Annotated in this window: 14 protein-coding genes; 9 read left to right on the top strand and 5 right to left on the bottom strand. The window is 34.5% G+C overall.

Annotation, left to right across the window (positions count from 1 at the left end):
- Positions 1 to 60: 60 nt before the first annotated feature.
- Together F7O84_RS16705 and F7O84_RS16710 are read right to left on the bottom strand one after the other, a co-directional pair.
- Positions 61 to 1,236: a M28 family metallopeptidase gene (locus F7O84_RS16705; protein WP_151147890.1), complete on the bottom strand. Its 1,176-nt coding sequence runs from the start codon at positions 1,234 to 1,236 to the stop codon at positions 61 to 63.
- Positions 1,237 to 1,339: 103 nt separating this feature from the next.
- Positions 1,340 to 2,089 (bottom strand): MerR family transcriptional regulator, encoded by a 750-nt coding sequence (locus F7O84_RS16710; RefSeq protein WP_151147892.1) that lies wholly within the window; start codon positions 2,087 to 2,089, stop codon positions 1,340 to 1,342.
- A gap of 171 nt (positions 2,090 to 2,260) precedes the next feature.
- Here F7O84_RS16710 and yaaA point away from each other — a divergent pair, with 171 nt between their 5' ends.
- The 5 genes from yaaA to F7O84_RS16735 all read left to right on the top strand — a co-directional run bounded on the left by yaaA (position 2,261) and on the right by F7O84_RS16735 (position 8,044).
- Entirely contained in the window at positions 2,261 to 3,007 is a 747-nt protein-coding gene (gene yaaA / locus F7O84_RS16715) for a peroxide stress protein YaaA (RefSeq protein ID WP_151147894.1), read from the top strand.
- A 280-nt stretch (positions 3,008 to 3,287) separates the two neighbouring features.
- Positions 3,288 to 4,658, top strand: coding sequence for an ABC transporter substrate-binding protein (locus tag F7O84_RS16720; protein WP_151147896.1), 1,371 nt, complete (start codon positions 3,288 to 3,290; stop codon positions 4,656 to 4,658).
- Positions 4,659 to 4,736: 78 nt separating this feature from the next.
- On the top strand, positions 4,737 to 5,639 hold the full coding sequence (locus tag F7O84_RS16725) for a carbohydrate ABC transporter permease (RefSeq protein ID WP_151147898.1): 903 nt from the start codon (positions 4,737 to 4,739) through the stop codon (positions 5,637 to 5,639).
- A gap of 11 nt (positions 5,640 to 5,650) precedes the next feature.
- The gene (locus tag F7O84_RS16730) at positions 5,651 to 6,502 is read left to right on the top strand and encodes a carbohydrate ABC transporter permease (RefSeq protein WP_151147900.1); all 852 of its coding nucleotides are present in this window, start codon (positions 5,651 to 5,653) and stop codon (positions 6,500 to 6,502) included.
- 12 nt (positions 6,503 to 6,514) lie between these two features.
- A complete protein-coding gene (locus F7O84_RS16735; protein ID WP_151147902.1) occupies positions 6,515 to 8,044 on the top strand; it encodes a glycoside hydrolase family 43 protein in 1,530 nt (509 codons plus the stop codon).
- A gap of 35 nt (positions 8,045 to 8,079) precedes the next feature.
- Here F7O84_RS16735 and F7O84_RS16740 read toward each other — a convergent pair whose 3' ends face one another.
- Both F7O84_RS16740 and F7O84_RS16745 read right to left on the bottom strand, forming a co-directional pair.
- Complete coding sequence (locus F7O84_RS16740; RefSeq protein ID WP_151147904.1) at positions 8,080 to 9,843, bottom strand: sensor histidine kinase; 1,764 nt, start codon at positions 9,841 to 9,843, stop codon at positions 8,080 to 8,082.
- Positions 9,840 to 10,613, bottom strand: coding sequence for a response regulator transcription factor (locus tag F7O84_RS16745; RefSeq protein WP_151147906.1), 774 nt, complete (start codon positions 10,611 to 10,613; stop codon positions 9,840 to 9,842). The genes F7O84_RS16740 and F7O84_RS16745 overlap by 4 nt, the downstream gene beginning before the upstream one ends.
- Before the next feature lie 230 nt (positions 10,614 to 10,843).
- On the opposite strand from F7O84_RS16745, the gene F7O84_RS16750 reads away from it, so the two are divergent.
- Positions 10,844 to 11,548, top strand: a complete 705-nt coding sequence (locus F7O84_RS16750; protein ID WP_151147908.1) for a rhamnogalacturonan acetylesterase — start codon at positions 10,844 to 10,846, stop codon at positions 11,546 to 11,548.
- Between the two features lie 74 nt (positions 11,549 to 11,622).
- On the opposite strand, the gene F7O84_RS16755 is transcribed toward F7O84_RS16750, so the two are convergent.
- Positions 11,623 to 12,261, bottom strand: a complete 639-nt coding sequence (locus F7O84_RS16755; protein ID WP_151147909.1) for an ECF transporter S component — start codon at positions 12,259 to 12,261, stop codon at positions 11,623 to 11,625.
- Positions 12,262 to 12,509: 248 nt separating this feature from the next.
- On the opposite strand from F7O84_RS16755, the gene F7O84_RS16760 reads away from it, so the two are divergent.
- The 3 genes from F7O84_RS16760 to F7O84_RS16770 all read left to right on the top strand — a co-directional run bounded on the left by F7O84_RS16760 (position 12,510) and on the right by F7O84_RS16770 (position 17,290).
- Complete coding sequence (locus F7O84_RS16760) at positions 12,510 to 14,696, top strand: penicillin-binding transpeptidase domain-containing protein (RefSeq protein ID WP_151147911.1); 2,187 nt, start codon at positions 12,510 to 12,512, stop codon at positions 14,694 to 14,696.
- 218 nt (positions 14,697 to 14,914) lie between these two features.
- Positions 14,915 to 15,748 (top strand): PRD domain-containing protein, encoded by an 834-nt coding sequence (locus F7O84_RS16765; RefSeq protein WP_151147913.1) that lies wholly within the window; start codon positions 14,915 to 14,917, stop codon positions 15,746 to 15,748.
- 156 nt (positions 15,749 to 15,904) lie between these two features.
- Entirely contained in the window at positions 15,905 to 17,290 is a 1,386-nt protein-coding gene (locus F7O84_RS16770; RefSeq protein ID WP_151147915.1) for a PTS transporter subunit EIIC, read from the top strand.
- The last annotated feature ends 13 nt before the right edge of the window (positions 17,291 to 17,303 follow it).

Consider the following 17,303-nt stretch of genomic DNA (forward strand, 5'->3'; position numbering starts at 1 on the left):
AAGGTGGTATGTCAAAAGATATACCACCTTATTTGGGTATTTTTTATAGAAAGAATGTCATTAATGAGCAAAAGAATCAATAACATCAAGAATGTATTGTGCAGTCGGTTTTATCAGTTCAAAATCAATTGTATCTAAAGTATCCTTTGGGGTATGCGTATGTTCTAATGCCCCATCAAAAAAATCTGAAGAGGTGATAGCCATACAAGGTATGTTACGAAAGACAAAAGGAACATGATCTCCTGCATACCACTCGTTTCCTTTTACAATTTGTGGACTTCGTGTAATAAGAGTTTCTACTAATTTAGTTGTTGAATTACTAAAATTATAAAATGAAACAGCCGTTTTAGATCCTTTATGACACACGGAGTCTATGTTTATCATGAGTAAAACCTTATTGGGATCATTTTCAAGAAGCCTTAGATATTTCAATTCTCCATTTGCACCATAATATTCTTCGCTGTTAAAAGGAACAAGGTCGATATCATATATCGATGAATTTAGCATAGATGCTATCTGCATTAACACAGCAACTCCTGTTGCATTATCAAGTGCACCTGGTGTGTTATACTTTGAATCCATATGAGCTCCAATTATAATTTTTCCTTTTGCATTTTTGACCTTTTTGGATGCAATAAGCTGACGGCTCTTTGCTTTTGTTTTATAAGAATTGATTTCGATATGAACCGACACATCTAAATGAGACAATTCATTTAACTCATCTAAATACTCTTTACCAATATTACCAGAAGGAATCAAAAAATTGCCATCTTCAAAAAGTGGAAATGGATTTTGCCCATTTAAGGTGTTCTTACCCGTAACACAAAGAATGGCTTTTGGTGATTTTGTTTCAAGAAGTGTAAGGAGGATTCTATGTTCAGCAGGATAGTAAAAGGGATAATCTTTTGGTTGCAATGCTTCCTTTGTCAGATCTCCTGCTAAGACTAAAATTTCATCCTTACAGTTAATTCCTTCTAATTCTTCTAATGTCTTCACAATATGTAACGTTCCACTTCCGCTAAATGGTTCTGAAAAAGGACTTGGCTCAATTGCAATACTATGCGTATTGGTACTAATTGCAGAATTGCTCCTATTCCATACCATACAATCAAATGGTAAGGATTGTATAAAGTAACCCATATCCCGTAAATAAGTCTCAATCATTTCAAGTAATTGTGCATTTTCTTTTGTCCCGACAGGTCTCTCTTTTGATAACAGTTTTAAAAATTCCTTCATGTAATCGTTCCTCCTAAACTTTTATAGATAAGTTAAAATAACCACCCTCTGCCAAAATCATAACATAATAGCTAGGGGGTGGTGTGCATATGTAAGGTTTGTTCTATAAAGTCATTAATTCTTCAAATATAGAAGGAATTGCTTTTGCAGCCTGTTTTAATCGGGTTAGCTCATAAATCCATCGATCTCCAACAGAAGTAAGTTCTTCATACTTTGGATGGTTTAAAGCCGTAATGATTTCGTTTTTATATCCATTCTCATACGTAACGAGACTTCGTTGTATTGAGGCGATACTAAAGCCAGCTTGTATTAACATATAGATAATACTAATTCTATTAAAATCAGAACTAGAATAAAGCCGTTCTCCTTTTTCTCCTTCTCTGACAGAATAAATGAGCCTATTTCGCTCCCAGTTTCTCACGGATTCAACGGTAGTATTAAAATAAGCGGCTACTTCTTTGCGAGATAGATAATCGCCACCTGCTAAGAATTGTTTCGGTTTTACCTCATTTGCCCAGCCATATAACAAAGAGGTCGTTTTAGTGGCAATATCAAGCTCTTGTTCGATTATTTGTATGTATTGCTTTGCGTTTTGTTTGCCAGTACGAAAATCTTGTTTGGAAGATGCCCACATAACCTCATTTCCAGCATTTCGAATGGTTTTATTGGTAAATGGATATCCAAAAATACAGCGACAAATCTTAACCTGCAAAACATGCAATTTGGTAAACACACGATAATTATTAGCAGACCTTTTTGATGGAGTAATATAGCCTAGTCGCTCATAAAGTCGTATGGTGTTTGGATGAATCTGATAGAGATTAGCTAATTCAGAGGAAGTGTATTTTTCCAAGGAAGCCTCCTTTTAATCAGGTATCTTGTTTTGGATTGTAAGGCAAAACAGTAACGAATGGTTACATTTTATCTATAATAGAATTATACTAGAATTTTTATCAAAAGATAGATATGATATAATAAAAAATAAAAGTTATCATATAAAACAATCGACAAGGATGAACATAAAATGAGAATAATCATTTCACCAGCTAAGAAAATGAAAATAAATACGGATATGCTTCCTTTTGAAGACATACCTTATTTTATAGAAGAAACAAAAGTGATACAAAAGACACTCCAAACGTTAAGCTATGAGGAGGCAAAAAATCTTTGGAAATGTAATGATAAGATTGCCACCTACCATTATGATAGATTAAAGGCTCTAGACCTTTATCATAATCTAACGCCAGCCATTCTTTCCTACGAAGGAATTCAATATCAATACATGTCTCCCTCTGTATTTCATACGCAAGAGTTGGAATATATAAAAGAGCATTTAAGAATACTTTCAGGGTTTTATGGACTATTAAAGACATTTGATGGAGTAGTTCCTTATCGTCTTGAGATGCAGGCAAAACTTTTTATAGAAGATAAAAAATCATTATATGATTATTGGAAGGATTTATTAGCAAAACAGCTATTTGCAGAAAGTAAACAGATTGTAAATCTTGCGTCTGTAGAGTATAGTAAATGTATTACGAAATATAGAAAAGAAGATGTCCACATAGTGACCTGTGTATTTGGGGAGTGGATCAATAATAAAGTGGTGGAAAAGGGTACCTATGCGAAAATGGCAAGAGGAGAAATGGTACGTTTTATGGCAGAAAAGAAAATAAAAGCGGTAGAGCAAATAAAGGAGTTTGATAGGTTGGGATATTTATTTTCAGAAGAACTTTCAGACGATAATATATATATTTTTCTTCGGGTAAAGTAAAGGCATCAACATTAGATGTGATACAATAACAAAACTAAGATATAAGGCTAAAGATAAACGTATGATTTGTCTTAGCCTTTATTTTATGAAAGAGTTTTATTAAGATTCATAAGTAAAAAAATGGTTCATTTTCACAAGACTTGATACCTTTTATGAAAAAAATAAGCTTTTAAAGTGCATAAATAGCAAGGCAGGTACCTCGAAAACCCAAGTTAAATTATTTATAATTGAGTTACCACAAATGATTATGTTTATAAAGTGAAATCAAGGGAGGAATTACATGAAGAAGTTAAAAAAAGTTACCGCAATACTTTTGGCCATTACAATGGTTGCAGGATTAACAGCTTGCGGTAAAACAAGCAATGAGACAACAGGAAAAGATTCAAGTGCAGATACGACCGCATCAAATGAAACAAGTGCAAGTAGCACAGCTCAAGATCAAATTAATCTACGTTTTATGTGGTGGGGCGGAGATGAAAGAGCACAAGCAACATTAGAAGTAATCAAGAAGTTTCAAGAAGCAAATCCAAACATTGTGATTGAAGCAGAAAGCTTAAGCTCAGATGGTTATCAAGAAAAATTAACCACACAGCTTACCTCAGGTACAGCAGCAGATATCATCCAGATAGATCCAGCCTGGATGCCTGGATATGTAAAATCAGGTGGAGAATATTTTGTAGATTATAACCAGTATAGCAACATTGTTGACCTTACTACATTTGATGCAAACTTCTTAAAGAACAATGGTAACTTTGATGGCAGTCAGTATGGTCTACCAACCGGTTTAGCTGGTTCTGCATTGATTTACAATACAGAGTTGGCAGAAAAAATCGGTCTTGAATTTACACAAGATTTAAGCTGGGATGACTTAATTGAAATGGGAAAGAAAGTACAAGCATATGATCCTAATATGTACTTACTAACAGTTGGTGAGACCTTATTAGTAAAAGCAATTCTAAAACCATATTTACAGCAGCTTACTGGAAACAAGTTCTTTATTGATGAAACAGGTGAAATGGGATTTACGCAAGAAGAGTTAGTACAGGCACTTGATTATATTAAGGCACTCTACGACAATAACGTAATTGCGCCAATATCAAGTATCATTTCTTATGGTGATGAATTACAAAACGATCCAAAATGGATTTCAGGTGATACTTATGTTGGAATGTTTTGTTTTTCTTCCACTGCAAAAGTTGCCACAGCAGCCGCACCAGAACAGACCTTTAAAGCCGCATATCTTCCAAAAATGGAAGGAGCAAAAGACGATGGATTCTATTGTAATTGCCCACAATACATGGCAGTAAATAGTAAATCAGCAAACGTTGAAGCAGCAATGAAATTCTTAGAGTATTTTTATAATGATCAAGAAGCTGCTGAAATACTTGGAACCGTTCGATCAATACCAGCAACCAGTGTTGGACAAAAGATTTGTCTTGCAACAGGACAAATTGAAGGGATAACGAAGGATACCGTAGATATCGCTCAACAGTTCAAAGGAACTCTAGATTTAGGACTTTCTACAGAAGAAGAAGCAATTACAATGCAAAAAGAGATGGCTGATCAAGTTGCTTATGGTGTAGCTACACCAGAAGATGCAGCAGCAAATTCCATAACCTTATTCCAAAACTATTTGGATTCAAAGAAATAAATATTTGGAGTTGCCGTATATAACCAAAGTTGTGTTAGAGCATGCGGCAACTCTTTTTATAAGCAAGGAGATATATATATGAAAACGAAAGTCAGAGAATACAAGAAAAGAGATTATATGGGGCTTATTTATATTGCACCATGGCTTGTTGGATTTTTACTATTACAACTTTATCCATTTATAGCATCACTTTTTTATTCCTTTACACAATATAACATAATGTCAGAACCAACTTTTGTAGGTCTTACAAATTATATAACTTTATTTAAGGTTGATAATGAATTTTGGAATTCATTAAAGGTTACGATTGTATATACAATATATACGGTACCAGGAAAATTAGTATTAGCGTTATTGGTTGCTCTCTTAATGAATAAACAAATGAAAGGAATCAATCTTTTCCGTACCATTTATTATATTCCATCTTTGTTTGGCGGAAGTGTTGCGGTGGCAATCCTTTGGAAATTAATGTTTATGGATGACGGTGTCATTAATGCACTATTAACAGCCCTTCATCTTCCACAGGTGCAATGGCTTGGAAATCCTGATATTGCATTAAGAACCATTTGTATGCTAGAAATTTGGCAATTTGGTTCTTCTATGGTTATGTTTTTAGCTGCCTTAAAACAGGTCCCACAATCTTTATATGAAGCCGCTCAAATTGATGGAGCCTCAAAGCTTCGTTGCTTTTTTAAGATTACGATACCACAGATAACACCGATTATCTTCTTTAACCTTATCATGCAGACAATCAACGCATTGCAAAGCTTTACCAGTGCCTTTGTAATAACCAAGGGAGGTCCTTTAAAATCCACTTATGTATTAGGAATGAAGCTGTACAATGAAGCCTTTAAAAACTATAAACTTGGCTATGCATCCGCGATATCCTGGGTTATATTCATTATTATAATGATTGTTACTCTATTACTGTTTCGATCCTCCACAGGCTGGGTTTACTATGAAGACAGTGACGAATTTTAGGAGGTTTGAAAATGAATAAAAAAACAAAAACAAAAATAAATCTTACACTTACTTACATTTTTATCATTGTAGTCGGGATTATTATGGTATATCCGATTATATGGATGTTTTTTACTACTTTTAAAGAAAACGCTGAGATTTTCGGATCAACAAAGTTATTACCAAGTTCCTATAGCTTATCAAGCTTTGTAGAAGGTTGGAAAAGTAATGGAGGAAATCAGACCTATACGAATTTCTTTATAAATACATTTGTCATGGTGATTCCAACTACATTATTAACCATTGCATCTTGTGCCGTTGTTGCATATGGCTTTGCGAGGTTTAAATTTCCTGGTAAAAAGGGATTGTTTATGCTGTTGATTGCTACCTTGATGTTACCAAATGCAGTAATTATCATTCCAAGATATAGTTTATATAATAGTTTTGGCTGGATTGATACCTATCTTCCATTTTATGTACCTGCACTCCTTGCAACCTATCCGTTTTTTATATTTATGTTGATTCAGTTTATGCGAGGATTACCAAGAGAGTTAGATGAATCTGCATATATGGATGGTTGTGGAACGTTTCGTGTATTTTGGAATATCTTATTGCCACTTATGAAACCAGCGTTATTTTCAGCAGGACTCTTTCAATTTATGTGGACCTATAATGATTATTTAAATTCACTTATATTTATCAACTCTACCAGCAGATACACGATTTCATTGGCACTTCGCCTATCGCTTGATTCAGAGTCTGTGGTACAATGGAATAAGGTGATGGCAATGGCATTTATTGCAGTTTTGCCACTGATAATTTTATTTTTCTTAGCACAAAAATATTTTGTAGAAGGCATTTCAACAACTGGATTAAAGGGATAAGGAGTATAATACATGAAAGAAAGAAGAGGACTTTGGGTAGCAGATTTAGGAGACGGAACGTATCAAAATCCAGTTCTTTATACGGATTATTCAGACCCAGATATTGTTCGACATGAAGATGATTATTATATGGTAGCTTCCAGTTTTTCAAACTCACCCGCACTACCAGTGTTGCATTCAAAGGATTTAGTCAATTGGAAAGTGGTTAGTTACGTAATGGAGAAAATACCGTTTTCTGATTATGATGAGCCTGCACATGGAAGAGGTGTCTGGGCACCAGCAATTCGTTTTCATGAAGGGTTATTTTATGTATATTTTCCAATGCCAGATGAAGGCATCTTTGTAAGTACAAGTGAAGATCCAAGAAAAGGTCTGTGGTCTAAGCCAATTTGTATCAAAGAAGGAAAAGGCTTTATTGATCCTTGTCCTTTCTGGGATGAGGATGGTAAGGCGTATTTAATCAATGCATTTGCAAAAAGTCGTATCGGATTCAAAAGCATCTTACATATTAGCCCAATGGCTTGGGATGGAAAAAGTCTGTTAGGAGAGGGGCAGCATGTCTTTGACGGACATGATACGCAGCCTACGATTGAAGGCCCCAAACTGTATAAACGTGGTGGTTATTATTACATATTTGCACCAGCAGGAGGTGTTAAAACAGGCTGGCAGTGTGTTCTTCGCTCAAAAAATATCTATGGTCCTTATGAAGAAAAAATAGTTATGCTTCAAGGAAATACAATGATCAATGGTCCACACCAAGGTGGATGGGTAGAGACACAAACGGGGCAGAGTTGGTTCATTCATTTTCAGGATGTAGGAAATGCTGGAAGAATTGTGCATTTACAGCCAATGATCTGGGAAAAGAATTGGCCAATTATTGGAGAAGACACAGGAGAAGGGTACGGTGAGCCAGTAACAACTTATCAAAAGCCAGATGTGGGGAAAAGCTATCCGATCACTACGCCAAATGACAGTGATACGTTTAAAGGCCACAAACTAGGCTTACAGTGGCAGTGGAATGCGAATTATAAAGAGGAGTGGTATCACCTTGACAAAAAAGGATTAACGCTTTATGCAACGCACAGTAAAAAACCTCTTTGTGATATCCCAAATCTATTACTTCAAAAGTGGACAGCACCAGTATTTTATGAAGATACCACCCTATCTTTGGATTGCTTAAAAGAAGGTGACGTAGCAGGAGTTATTTCCTTGGGGACTGCTTATACGGCTCTTGCAATTGAAGTAAAAGATGGATGCTATCATCTTGTACAGATAACGGGAGTTAGACAAGAGCAAGAAGAAGCAAGGCATATTTGTGTTTGGAATGCTTCAGATATCTTGATTCGAATGAAGGTAGATAGAAAAGGTATTGTAAGCTGGAGTGTAAAACAAGAGGGTAAATTAAAACGAGTAGGAGAAAGCATTCTCATGACACCAGGTCGTTGGGTAGGCGTAAAATGTGGAGTTTTCGCAGTCAATCGTAAAGACATGTTAGGTGGCAGCTTAAAAGTTTCTTCCTTTATATTTAGAAAAGCAAGGTAGAGAGATTCACTCTTTACCTTGTTTTATTGTAGCATTTAAAATTTATCAATTGAGTTGTTAATTAAGTCAGAGGTTGGGATAGAAAAGGTAATGCATGTCCCGAGTCCTTTTTTGCTTTGAATTCGTAATGCGCAGTCTGCACCGTATTTTAATATCAATCTTTGGTTGATATTGGATAAACCAATTCGTTTGCCTTGTTGATCGTTGATTTGATTGGATAGCTGTAGTCTTTCTTCCTTTGTCATACCAGCGCCAGTATCAATCACGGTAAAATAAAGCCTCTCATTTCGACAAAAGATTTTTAACTTAATAAAGCCCATCCGCCCAGAGGCCAAAATACCGTGTGTCATGCTGTTTTCAATCAGTGGTTGTAATAACAGTCGCATAATATAATAGCTTTTTAACTCTTCCTCAATTTCATAATACAATATAAATTGTTCACCAAAACGGTATTTTTGAATGGTTTCATATTTCTTTAAATATATAATCTCATCAAAAAGACTTACTAAGGAGTTAGGATTTGCAATCGAATATTTTAAGATATCGGAAAGCTGTTCAATAATTGTATTCATGGAGGTTGGAGTACCTGATAGTCGTAAGGCCTCTAAATTCAAGGTTTGTAATGTATTAAATAAAAAGTGAGGATTGATTTGTAATTGCAAAGCATAAAGCTGGGCTTTTTCTTCTTTGTATTTTTGCTCCACAAGCTGTGTGTTTAATAGTGTAGTGGTTAAGTACATATTAATTACATTATTCATAATCACATCATATTCATCACCAATCGTAGGAAGAGTGGCAGGTACGGTATGGTTATTTTCTGCTTCGCTAAAGACATTTATGACGTGCTCGATTTGCTGAAAATTTTTCTTTGTTGTTGTATAAGCAAGAAAAACAATGATAAACAAATCAAGGAGAATGGTCATGCAAAATAATAAAAGCGAAGATTTACACTGATCCCATATTTGTTTGATTGAAATAGAGGAGACCAAGGTAATATTAAAATCCTCATAATAGCGGCTGCTAAGAATAAAGGTGCCGTCCTTTGTTGGCATCCAATAATTTTGAAGTCCATTTTTATTTTTTTCAAAAAGGGTTGGAAAAGAGATGGTTTCAGACCCTTTTGTGTGTGCGAGAATTTCATAGTTTCCATTCAGTAAATAATAATTTTCGTTGGAGTTACTTACTAAAGTATCCATCATTTTTTCAAAATCCTCAATATCAATATTGATTACGATGACTCCTTTTAGCAAGGTCATTCTTTGATAAAAGGTAATAACAGGAGTCGCGTCTAAATACTTATTCTCTTTCACAAAACGTTTGTTGACCCATTGTGTAATGGAAGTATCTAAGCTTTGATAAGTGTCATTCCAGTTAGTATCATTGTAAGTGGAGAGAAAACAGATTCCTTCCTTGGAATTAAAAAAACGATCACATGCATCTAAGCTTAGATAAATTGAATCAATATATGAATGGGATTCCGTGATACTACGCAAGATTGAGCGAATACTATTATAAAAGATAGTATCTCCATAATCCATTTCATCATATAAAAGCATTTTTTGCAAAGAAATATTTAGCTGTGGATTGTTTGTCATTAAATCTTGTTGATACAAGGCATTATCTACAACCAGATTAATATTCGTCTCAATACTACTTAAGGAGTGGTTTTCTTTTGTTGAAATAGAATTGATCTCCTTATTGATAATAAAGAACAGCAACACGAGATAGAGGAGGATTGTAGGAAGTAACATAATCAAAAAATAATTTTTAAATCGTTTTAAAAAGAATTTTTTCATCATAATATAATTTTACCGTCCTCTTCCATAATGCCGTTATGATTACGAAACTCCTTTGGAGATATCCCGTAGTAGGTTTTAAAGGCACGGGAAAAATTCTTGGGATTATCGTAACCTACCCGATAAGCAATCTCATATTGTTTATAAGTAATATCGCCAAGTAATTCCTTCGCCTTTTCCATTCTAATTTTCATTAAGTAATCAGAAAAATTAAGTCCAACCTTTTCTTTAAACAAACGAGATAAGTAAGAAGAACTTAAATTAACTTGTCTGGCAGCATCTTCTAACGTAGCATCCCGATAGGATTCCTTTAAATATTTTGTAATGCGACTAATAATTGCTTCATAATAAGATGGTGAGATAAAGACTTCTTCTTTTGGCTGATTACTGATATTTGCCTCCTCATCTAAAAGCTGTTTAAGACGCTCAAAGCAACGAGTGAGTTCCTCGTATTTGATTGGCTTAACCAAATAATCTACAACACGATTTAAAATAGCACTTTTTGCATATTCAAAGGTATGATAACTGCTAAAATAGACTACTTTTGTGGAATAATTTGTAAGGTGAGAGGAGAGGGTTATTCCATCCATTCCAGGCATTTCAATATCCGTCATAACGACATCTACTTTATTTTCTTGCTTTAACCATTCTAAAGCATCATTTCCATTCGAAAAACTACCAACAATTTGAAAGCCTATGGACTCCCAAGGAAAAAGATTAACAATTCCTTCTCTTATCTTTTCCTCATCATCTACGACAATCACGTTATACATATGAATCACTCCCTATTATAATAGACTCAGTTTAACATAATAAACATAAAATGAAAACGCTCCAAATCGAAATCATAACGAATGAATAAAAAAGACAAAAAGTGATACTTTTATTTACGTATGTATCACTAAAACATTATTTTTAATTCAGTTAAGTTGTCAACATAATGAAAAACATGGTAAACTAAAAAAAAGATCAAAGAACAATGAATTAAGGGAAAGGAATCAAGATGGAACAAAGAATTTTATGGGCAGGCGATTCTACGGTAAAGAAAAATACAATAGAGACTTATCCACAAACTGGAATTGGTCAGGTTTTACCTTTGTATTTAAGACCTGAGATTCAGATACTAAATTATGCGGAGAATGGAAGAAGTACAAAAAGCTTTATTGAAGAGGGAAGATTGGACATGATTGAAAGGGAAATAAAGGAGAGGGATCTTTTATTCATCCAATTCGGCCATAACGATCAAAAGACAGACTTAGAAAGACATACGAAACCTTACGGTGAATACCAAGTAAATTTAAGGAAGTTTATTGAAGTTGCAAAAAGAAAAGGAGCAAAGCCAGTTCTAATTACTTCCTTGTACAGAAGACATTTTGATGAAAACGAAAACTTAAAGGATAACGTGCATGAAGACTATCCAGATGCAATGAAGGACGTAGCCAAAGTATGTGGTGTTGCTTGCATTGATTTATGTGAAAAAAGTAAACAGTTATTGCAACAGTATGGTGATGCAAAAACGAAAGAATGGTTTATGAATTTACCAGGCAATCGATATCAAGCTTATCCAGATGGATTAGTGGATAATACTCACTTAAGATACGAGGGAGCTGTCATAATGGCAGGACTTGTAGCGGAGGGATTGTATGAATTAGGTGGTGAGTACAAAAACTTATTATTAAATGAGGATAAGAAAAAAGTCTTATTATAAAGTATTGATACATAAAAATAATACGGGTGTATCCTTATTTCCTAACTTGGAGTGGATAGACCCGTATGATTATCTTAAGAAATCATATCTCTTATTTGCTTATTGCTCATGAGAGCCTTGCACAAAGCAGATGTAACGATTCCAGCAACGATGGCTTCTGGTATTCCGTTTCCAAAAATAATAGCAAGTACAGCCGAATATACTGTTTCTAATGGAATACTTCTAGCAGCAGCATAGGAATCTTTAAAGATAAAATAAATTCCGTTCATAACAAGTAATGTATTTGTTAAAGAACCAAGTATTCCTGAAACCGTAAAGGTTAAAATTTTCCATTTACTATGAAATAGCTTATCCAATAATTGATAAACATAATAAGGCACAATTCCTACCATGATTCGTGGAAGAAAGCATATGAAAAGTGCCATTGGACTTCCTTTGTCTGTTCCAAAAACAGGAATTAAGGGAGAAAAGGCAAAGGACATTAAAACAGGAGTAAAGGTATTGCTAATTAAGCTTGTCAAGCCAAATAAGAAGCCAAGAACGGCTCCTTTTTTAGGCCCTAGTAAGATAGAGCCTACGATAACTGGAATATGAATAATGGTGGCTTTAATTACTCCTAATTGAAGATATCCAATTGGAGTAAAGGCTAATATAAATATGATTGCAGCAAATAATGCCAGTAGTACCAAATTTGTTGTTTTTTTATTTTGCATAGATCATCTCATCCTTCTTATCAAAAGGTATTTACCTCTTATTTCTTTCATTCTTGCCAAAATATAATCCTAATTATACCAGAATCTTAAAAAAATGTGAATGCAAACTATTTTCTTATGATTATCTCATATAGAAAAATCATATTTCTCCAAAATACTGCTATTTGACATCAACAAATGAGTGGTTTAAGATAGAAAAGAAAAAAGACAACCAGACAGAACTAGATATTTCATATATAGGAGGAAATATGGCTAAAAGGAGACGAAGATATCAAAATCGACATGGAAATAGAAACAAAACAAAATATATAGTGATTGGTATTGTAGGCTTGGTAATTATGATAACTACCCTTGCCCTCACTTTGTTGGTAAAAAATCAAAAGATAACATTGAAAGCGCCTTGGACATTAGAAAAGTCAACGAGAATAAAAACACCAGAAGAAACACTTAGAACTTACTTTTCATATATAGAAACTAAAGAATATGATAAAATGTATGAACTTATAAATGAAGAAAGTAAGCAGTCTGTGACCAGTGAAGATTTTATTGCAAGAAATCAGAAAATCTATGAAGGAATAGAAGCATCAAACGTTCAAATACAAATAACACAAGTAGATGATAGCAGTGAACTGGGTGCGGCAATCTCCTATGATATGACACTTCAAACAGCAGCTGGAGAGATTTCCTTTCCAAACCAAGCAGTGTTAACGACAACGAAAGAAGGTAACTATCAATATCTAATTGCTTGGGAGGATGCTTTGATTTTTCCAAATCTTACAAAGACGGATAGAGTAAAAGTATCCATTTCTCAACCAGAAAGAGGTGCGATATTAGATAGAAATGGGAACCTTTTAGCAGGAAAAGGGGTTGCTTCTTCCGTAGGAATCGTACCAGGAAAATTAAATGAGGACCCTACGCAGGATTTGAATCAATTAGCAGAGCTTTTGAAGGTATCGGTAGAAAGTATTGAAAAAAAATTATCTGCAAAATGGGTCAAAGACGATTCTTTTGTACCTATTAAAACGATTTCAAAATTAACAGAATTAGAGCAAACCACGAGATATACAAGTGATGAAACATTAGAAAAAAGAGCTAGAAATGATGCCTTGTTATCCATACCAGGAGTGATGATAAGTGATACACAAGTTAGAAGTTATCCGCTTGGAAAGGCCGCATCACACTTAACTGGCTATATACAACAAGTAACTGCAGAGGATTTAGAAAAGCATCCAAATGAGGGATATTTGGAGACAAGTGTGATTGGCCGAAGTGGAATGGAAGCACTTTATGAAAAAGAGCTTAAGGGGATAAACGGCTGCGAAATCTCGATTGTAAATGAAGAGGGTAAAACCAAATTAGTACTTGCAAGTCTTGCAACACAAGATGGTAAGGATATTCAATTGACCATAGATGCATCTTTGCAGCAGGCATTATATGAAAGCTTCGCTGAGGATAAAAGCAGTTCGGTTGCTATGAATCCTTATACGGGAGAAGTTTTGGCATTGGTAAGTACACCTTCTTTTGATAGTAATGACTTTGTATTTGGTATGTCACAAGAACTTTGGGATTCCTTAAATGAAGACGAGCGAATGCCTCTTTACAATCGTTTTAGGCAAAAATTAGTACCTGGTTCCTCTTTTAAACCAATCATAGCAGCAGTAGGACTTGAAACAGGAGATATTAACCCAGAAGAGGATTATGGCAATGCAGGGCTTAGCTGGCAAAAGGATGCAAGTTGGGGTAACTACAAGGTAACTACTTTACATGAAACTAGTCCAGCTAATTTAGAAAATGCAATTATTAATTCAGATAATATCTATTTTGCCAAGACGGCTCTAAAAATTGGCAGTGAAAAATTACAAAGTGAATTGGATCAGTTAGGATTTAATACAGACATTCCGTTTGAGATTGGTTTAAGTAAATCACAGTATGCCAATGAAGGAGATATATCAACAGAGATTTTGCTGGCTGACAGTGGTTATGGGCAGGGACAGATTTTAGTAAATCCCGTTCATCTTGCAGCACTATACAGTGGATTTGCTAACGATGGAAATGTAATCAAACCATATCTATTGTATCAAAAGCAAGTACAGCCACAAATATGGCTTGCAAATGCTTTTCAAATGGAGAATGCAAACCTTATTAAATCGGCCATGGAACAAGTAGTAAGTTCAGAGCATGGAACAGGGCATGCTGCTTATCGCGAAGATATTGTATTGGCAGGAAAGACAGGTACGGCTGAAATTAAGGCCTCCAAAGAAGACAAGAGTGGTACAGAGCTTGGTTGGTTTGGTATTTTTACATCGGATAAAGAGGTAGATAAGCCAATTCTTCTTATGAATATGGTAGAGGATGTAAAAGAAAGAGGCGGTAGTGGTTACGTGGTAAGAAAAGATAAGGAGATATTAGACCAGTATTTTGGTACGCAGCAATAAAATACATTTTTAATACAAGTATAGTAAAAGTCACTTCATTGTTTATTTTGTATAAAAAGACGAGGTGATTTTAGGTGATTTTCAATCATTGACATAATGTTTCGAATCATCTATACTAAGTAATATAGTAAGGATTGTAACTCTTCGAGGCATTACCTGTTTTTTTTGGTATACTTGAAGAGTTTTTTATTTTTATGAAAATCATGTGGGGGATGATCATGAAGGCAATTAAAAAAATCAATAACAATGTTGTAATATGTGTAGATGATAATAAAAAAGAGTTAATTGCCTTTGGAAAAGGAATTGGTTTTCCGGCAGTGCCGTACGAGATAACTGATTTGAGTTTGATCTCAATGACTTTTTATAAGATGGATCGAAGCTATTACAGATTATTGGAAGAGATTCCAGAGGAAATTTTTGAGGTATCGGCACTCATTGTAAAAAAGGCACAAAGAACATTAGATTGTAATCTCAATCCAAACTTATTACCTGGGCTTGCAGATCATATTAATTTTGCATTGACAAGGTTGAAGAAGTTTAAGAAAATGAAGATGTTATTTTCTTATGATATTGAGCAGTTATATCCACAAGAAACAGAGCTTGCTAGATATGCAGTTAAGATGATTCAAAAAAAACTATTTGTCAAATTACCAGATAGTGAGATTACCAATATAGCAATGCATTTTGTCAATGCACAGGAAGAAAATACAATGGCATCTTCGCATCGAAGTACAGATGAAATAATTCAGGAGATTACCAAAGAAATTGAATCTGATTTCGAAGTAATGATTGATCGAAATGGATTTAATTATAATCGCTTTGTGATGCATTTAAGGTATTATATGAAGCGAATCGAAGAAAAGAAGCAATTTATTGATGATAACAGTGTCTTATTTAAAGCTGTAAAAGAGGAAAGTCCTAAGATTTATGAATGCGCGAAGCGTATTGCATCAATGATTGATGAACGTCTTGGAGCACAAAGCACAGAAGATGAAATATTATATCTGATGATTCATATTGGACGTATTTTAAAAAATAATATAGCAGTCTAAGGATTGTAACTCGTAATGGAGGCATAACCGAGGAAAAACGTACAAGCTTTGTACGTTTCCTCGGTTTTTTATTTTTTAAGAGAAATTGCTTCGTAACTTAATTAAGCAAAAGCAATGTTGATAAACATTGTTGCAATAAAAAAAAGGAGAATGATTATGTCAAAAAAAGAAAAATATGAAGAACTCTCAGTAAAAGTATTAGAGTTAGTTGGAGGAAAGGATAATATTAGTTATTTTGGACATTGTATGACACGTCTTAGATTTGAATTAAAGGATAAAAGTGCAGTAGATTTATCTCAAATTCAAAAAATAGAGGGCGTTGTTGGTGCACAGTGGTCAAATGAACAACTACAAATTATCATTGGACAATCAGTTGGAGAAGTATATGGACTTGTTGCAGCAAAAGCAGGACTTGAGAAAGAAAAAGCGATTGAAGAGAACTTAGATGGTAAGAAGAAAAAATTTAGCATTGGAGCAATTATTGATGGAATTACAGGAAGCTTAATGCCATTGATTCCTGCCATTATTGGTGCTGGTATGTTGAAGGTTATTATTATCTTATGTGAATTAGCAGGCGTGTTAACTCCAGAGATGCCAACACATGCAGTGCTTACTTTTGCAGCAGATGCAGGATTTTATTTCCTTCCAGTATTCTTAGGTGCAACAGCAGCCAACAAATTTAAAGCAAACATGGGGCTAGGTATGCTTCTTGGAGCAATTATGATACATCCTACCATGGTAGCTAATGTAGCAGGTGCTGTTTCCATGAGTATTTTTGGAGTGCCAGTATATGCAGCTAACTATTCAAGTACGATTTTTCCTGTAATCATGGCAGTTTTTGTGATGTCACATGTGGAAAAATTCTTCAAAAAAATAGCACCAGATTCTATTAAAGCAATTGTAGTTCCGCTTGGAACCATATTAGTGATGCTTCCATTGACATTAGGATTAATTGGACCAGCAGGAGCCTTTCTTGGTAACTATTTAGCAGCAGCGATTATGTGGTTATATAATACAACTGGTTTCTTTGGAGTAGCAGTATTAGCAACTGTTTATCCGCTTTTAATTCTTACAGGTATGCATGGTGCATTGTTTCCATACATGTTCCAATCATTGGTTAGCTTTGGTTATGAACCAATTGTTGCGACTGCAAATGTTTTATCAAACATTAACCAAGGTGCAGCAGCAGCTGCTGTTGCATTCAAATGTAAAGATAAAGCAACAAAATCAACTGCAGGTTCTAGTGCGATTACAGCAGTTTTTGGTGGTGTAACGGAACCAGCTATGTTTGGTATTAATATGAAACTAAAAAAACCATTATATGCTGCCATGTTTGGTAATTTTTGCTCAGCAGCTTTTGCAGGCTTAATGAAAGTATACATGTATAGTTTAGGTGGAAGTGCAGGTATTCTTGGTATTGCAGGATTTGTAGGACCAACGAGTTCAAACTTTATATTCATGATTATCAGTATTTTGATTGGTATCGTGGTAACTTTTATAACTACGCTATTTCTTTATAAAGGCGAGAGTATTTATCAATAACAGGAGGAATGAG

This window comes from Candidatus Galacturonatibacter soehngenii, assembly GCF_008830185.1.
GTDB lineage: Bacteria > Bacillota > Clostridia > Lachnospirales > Lachnospiraceae > Lachnotalea > Lachnotalea soehngenii.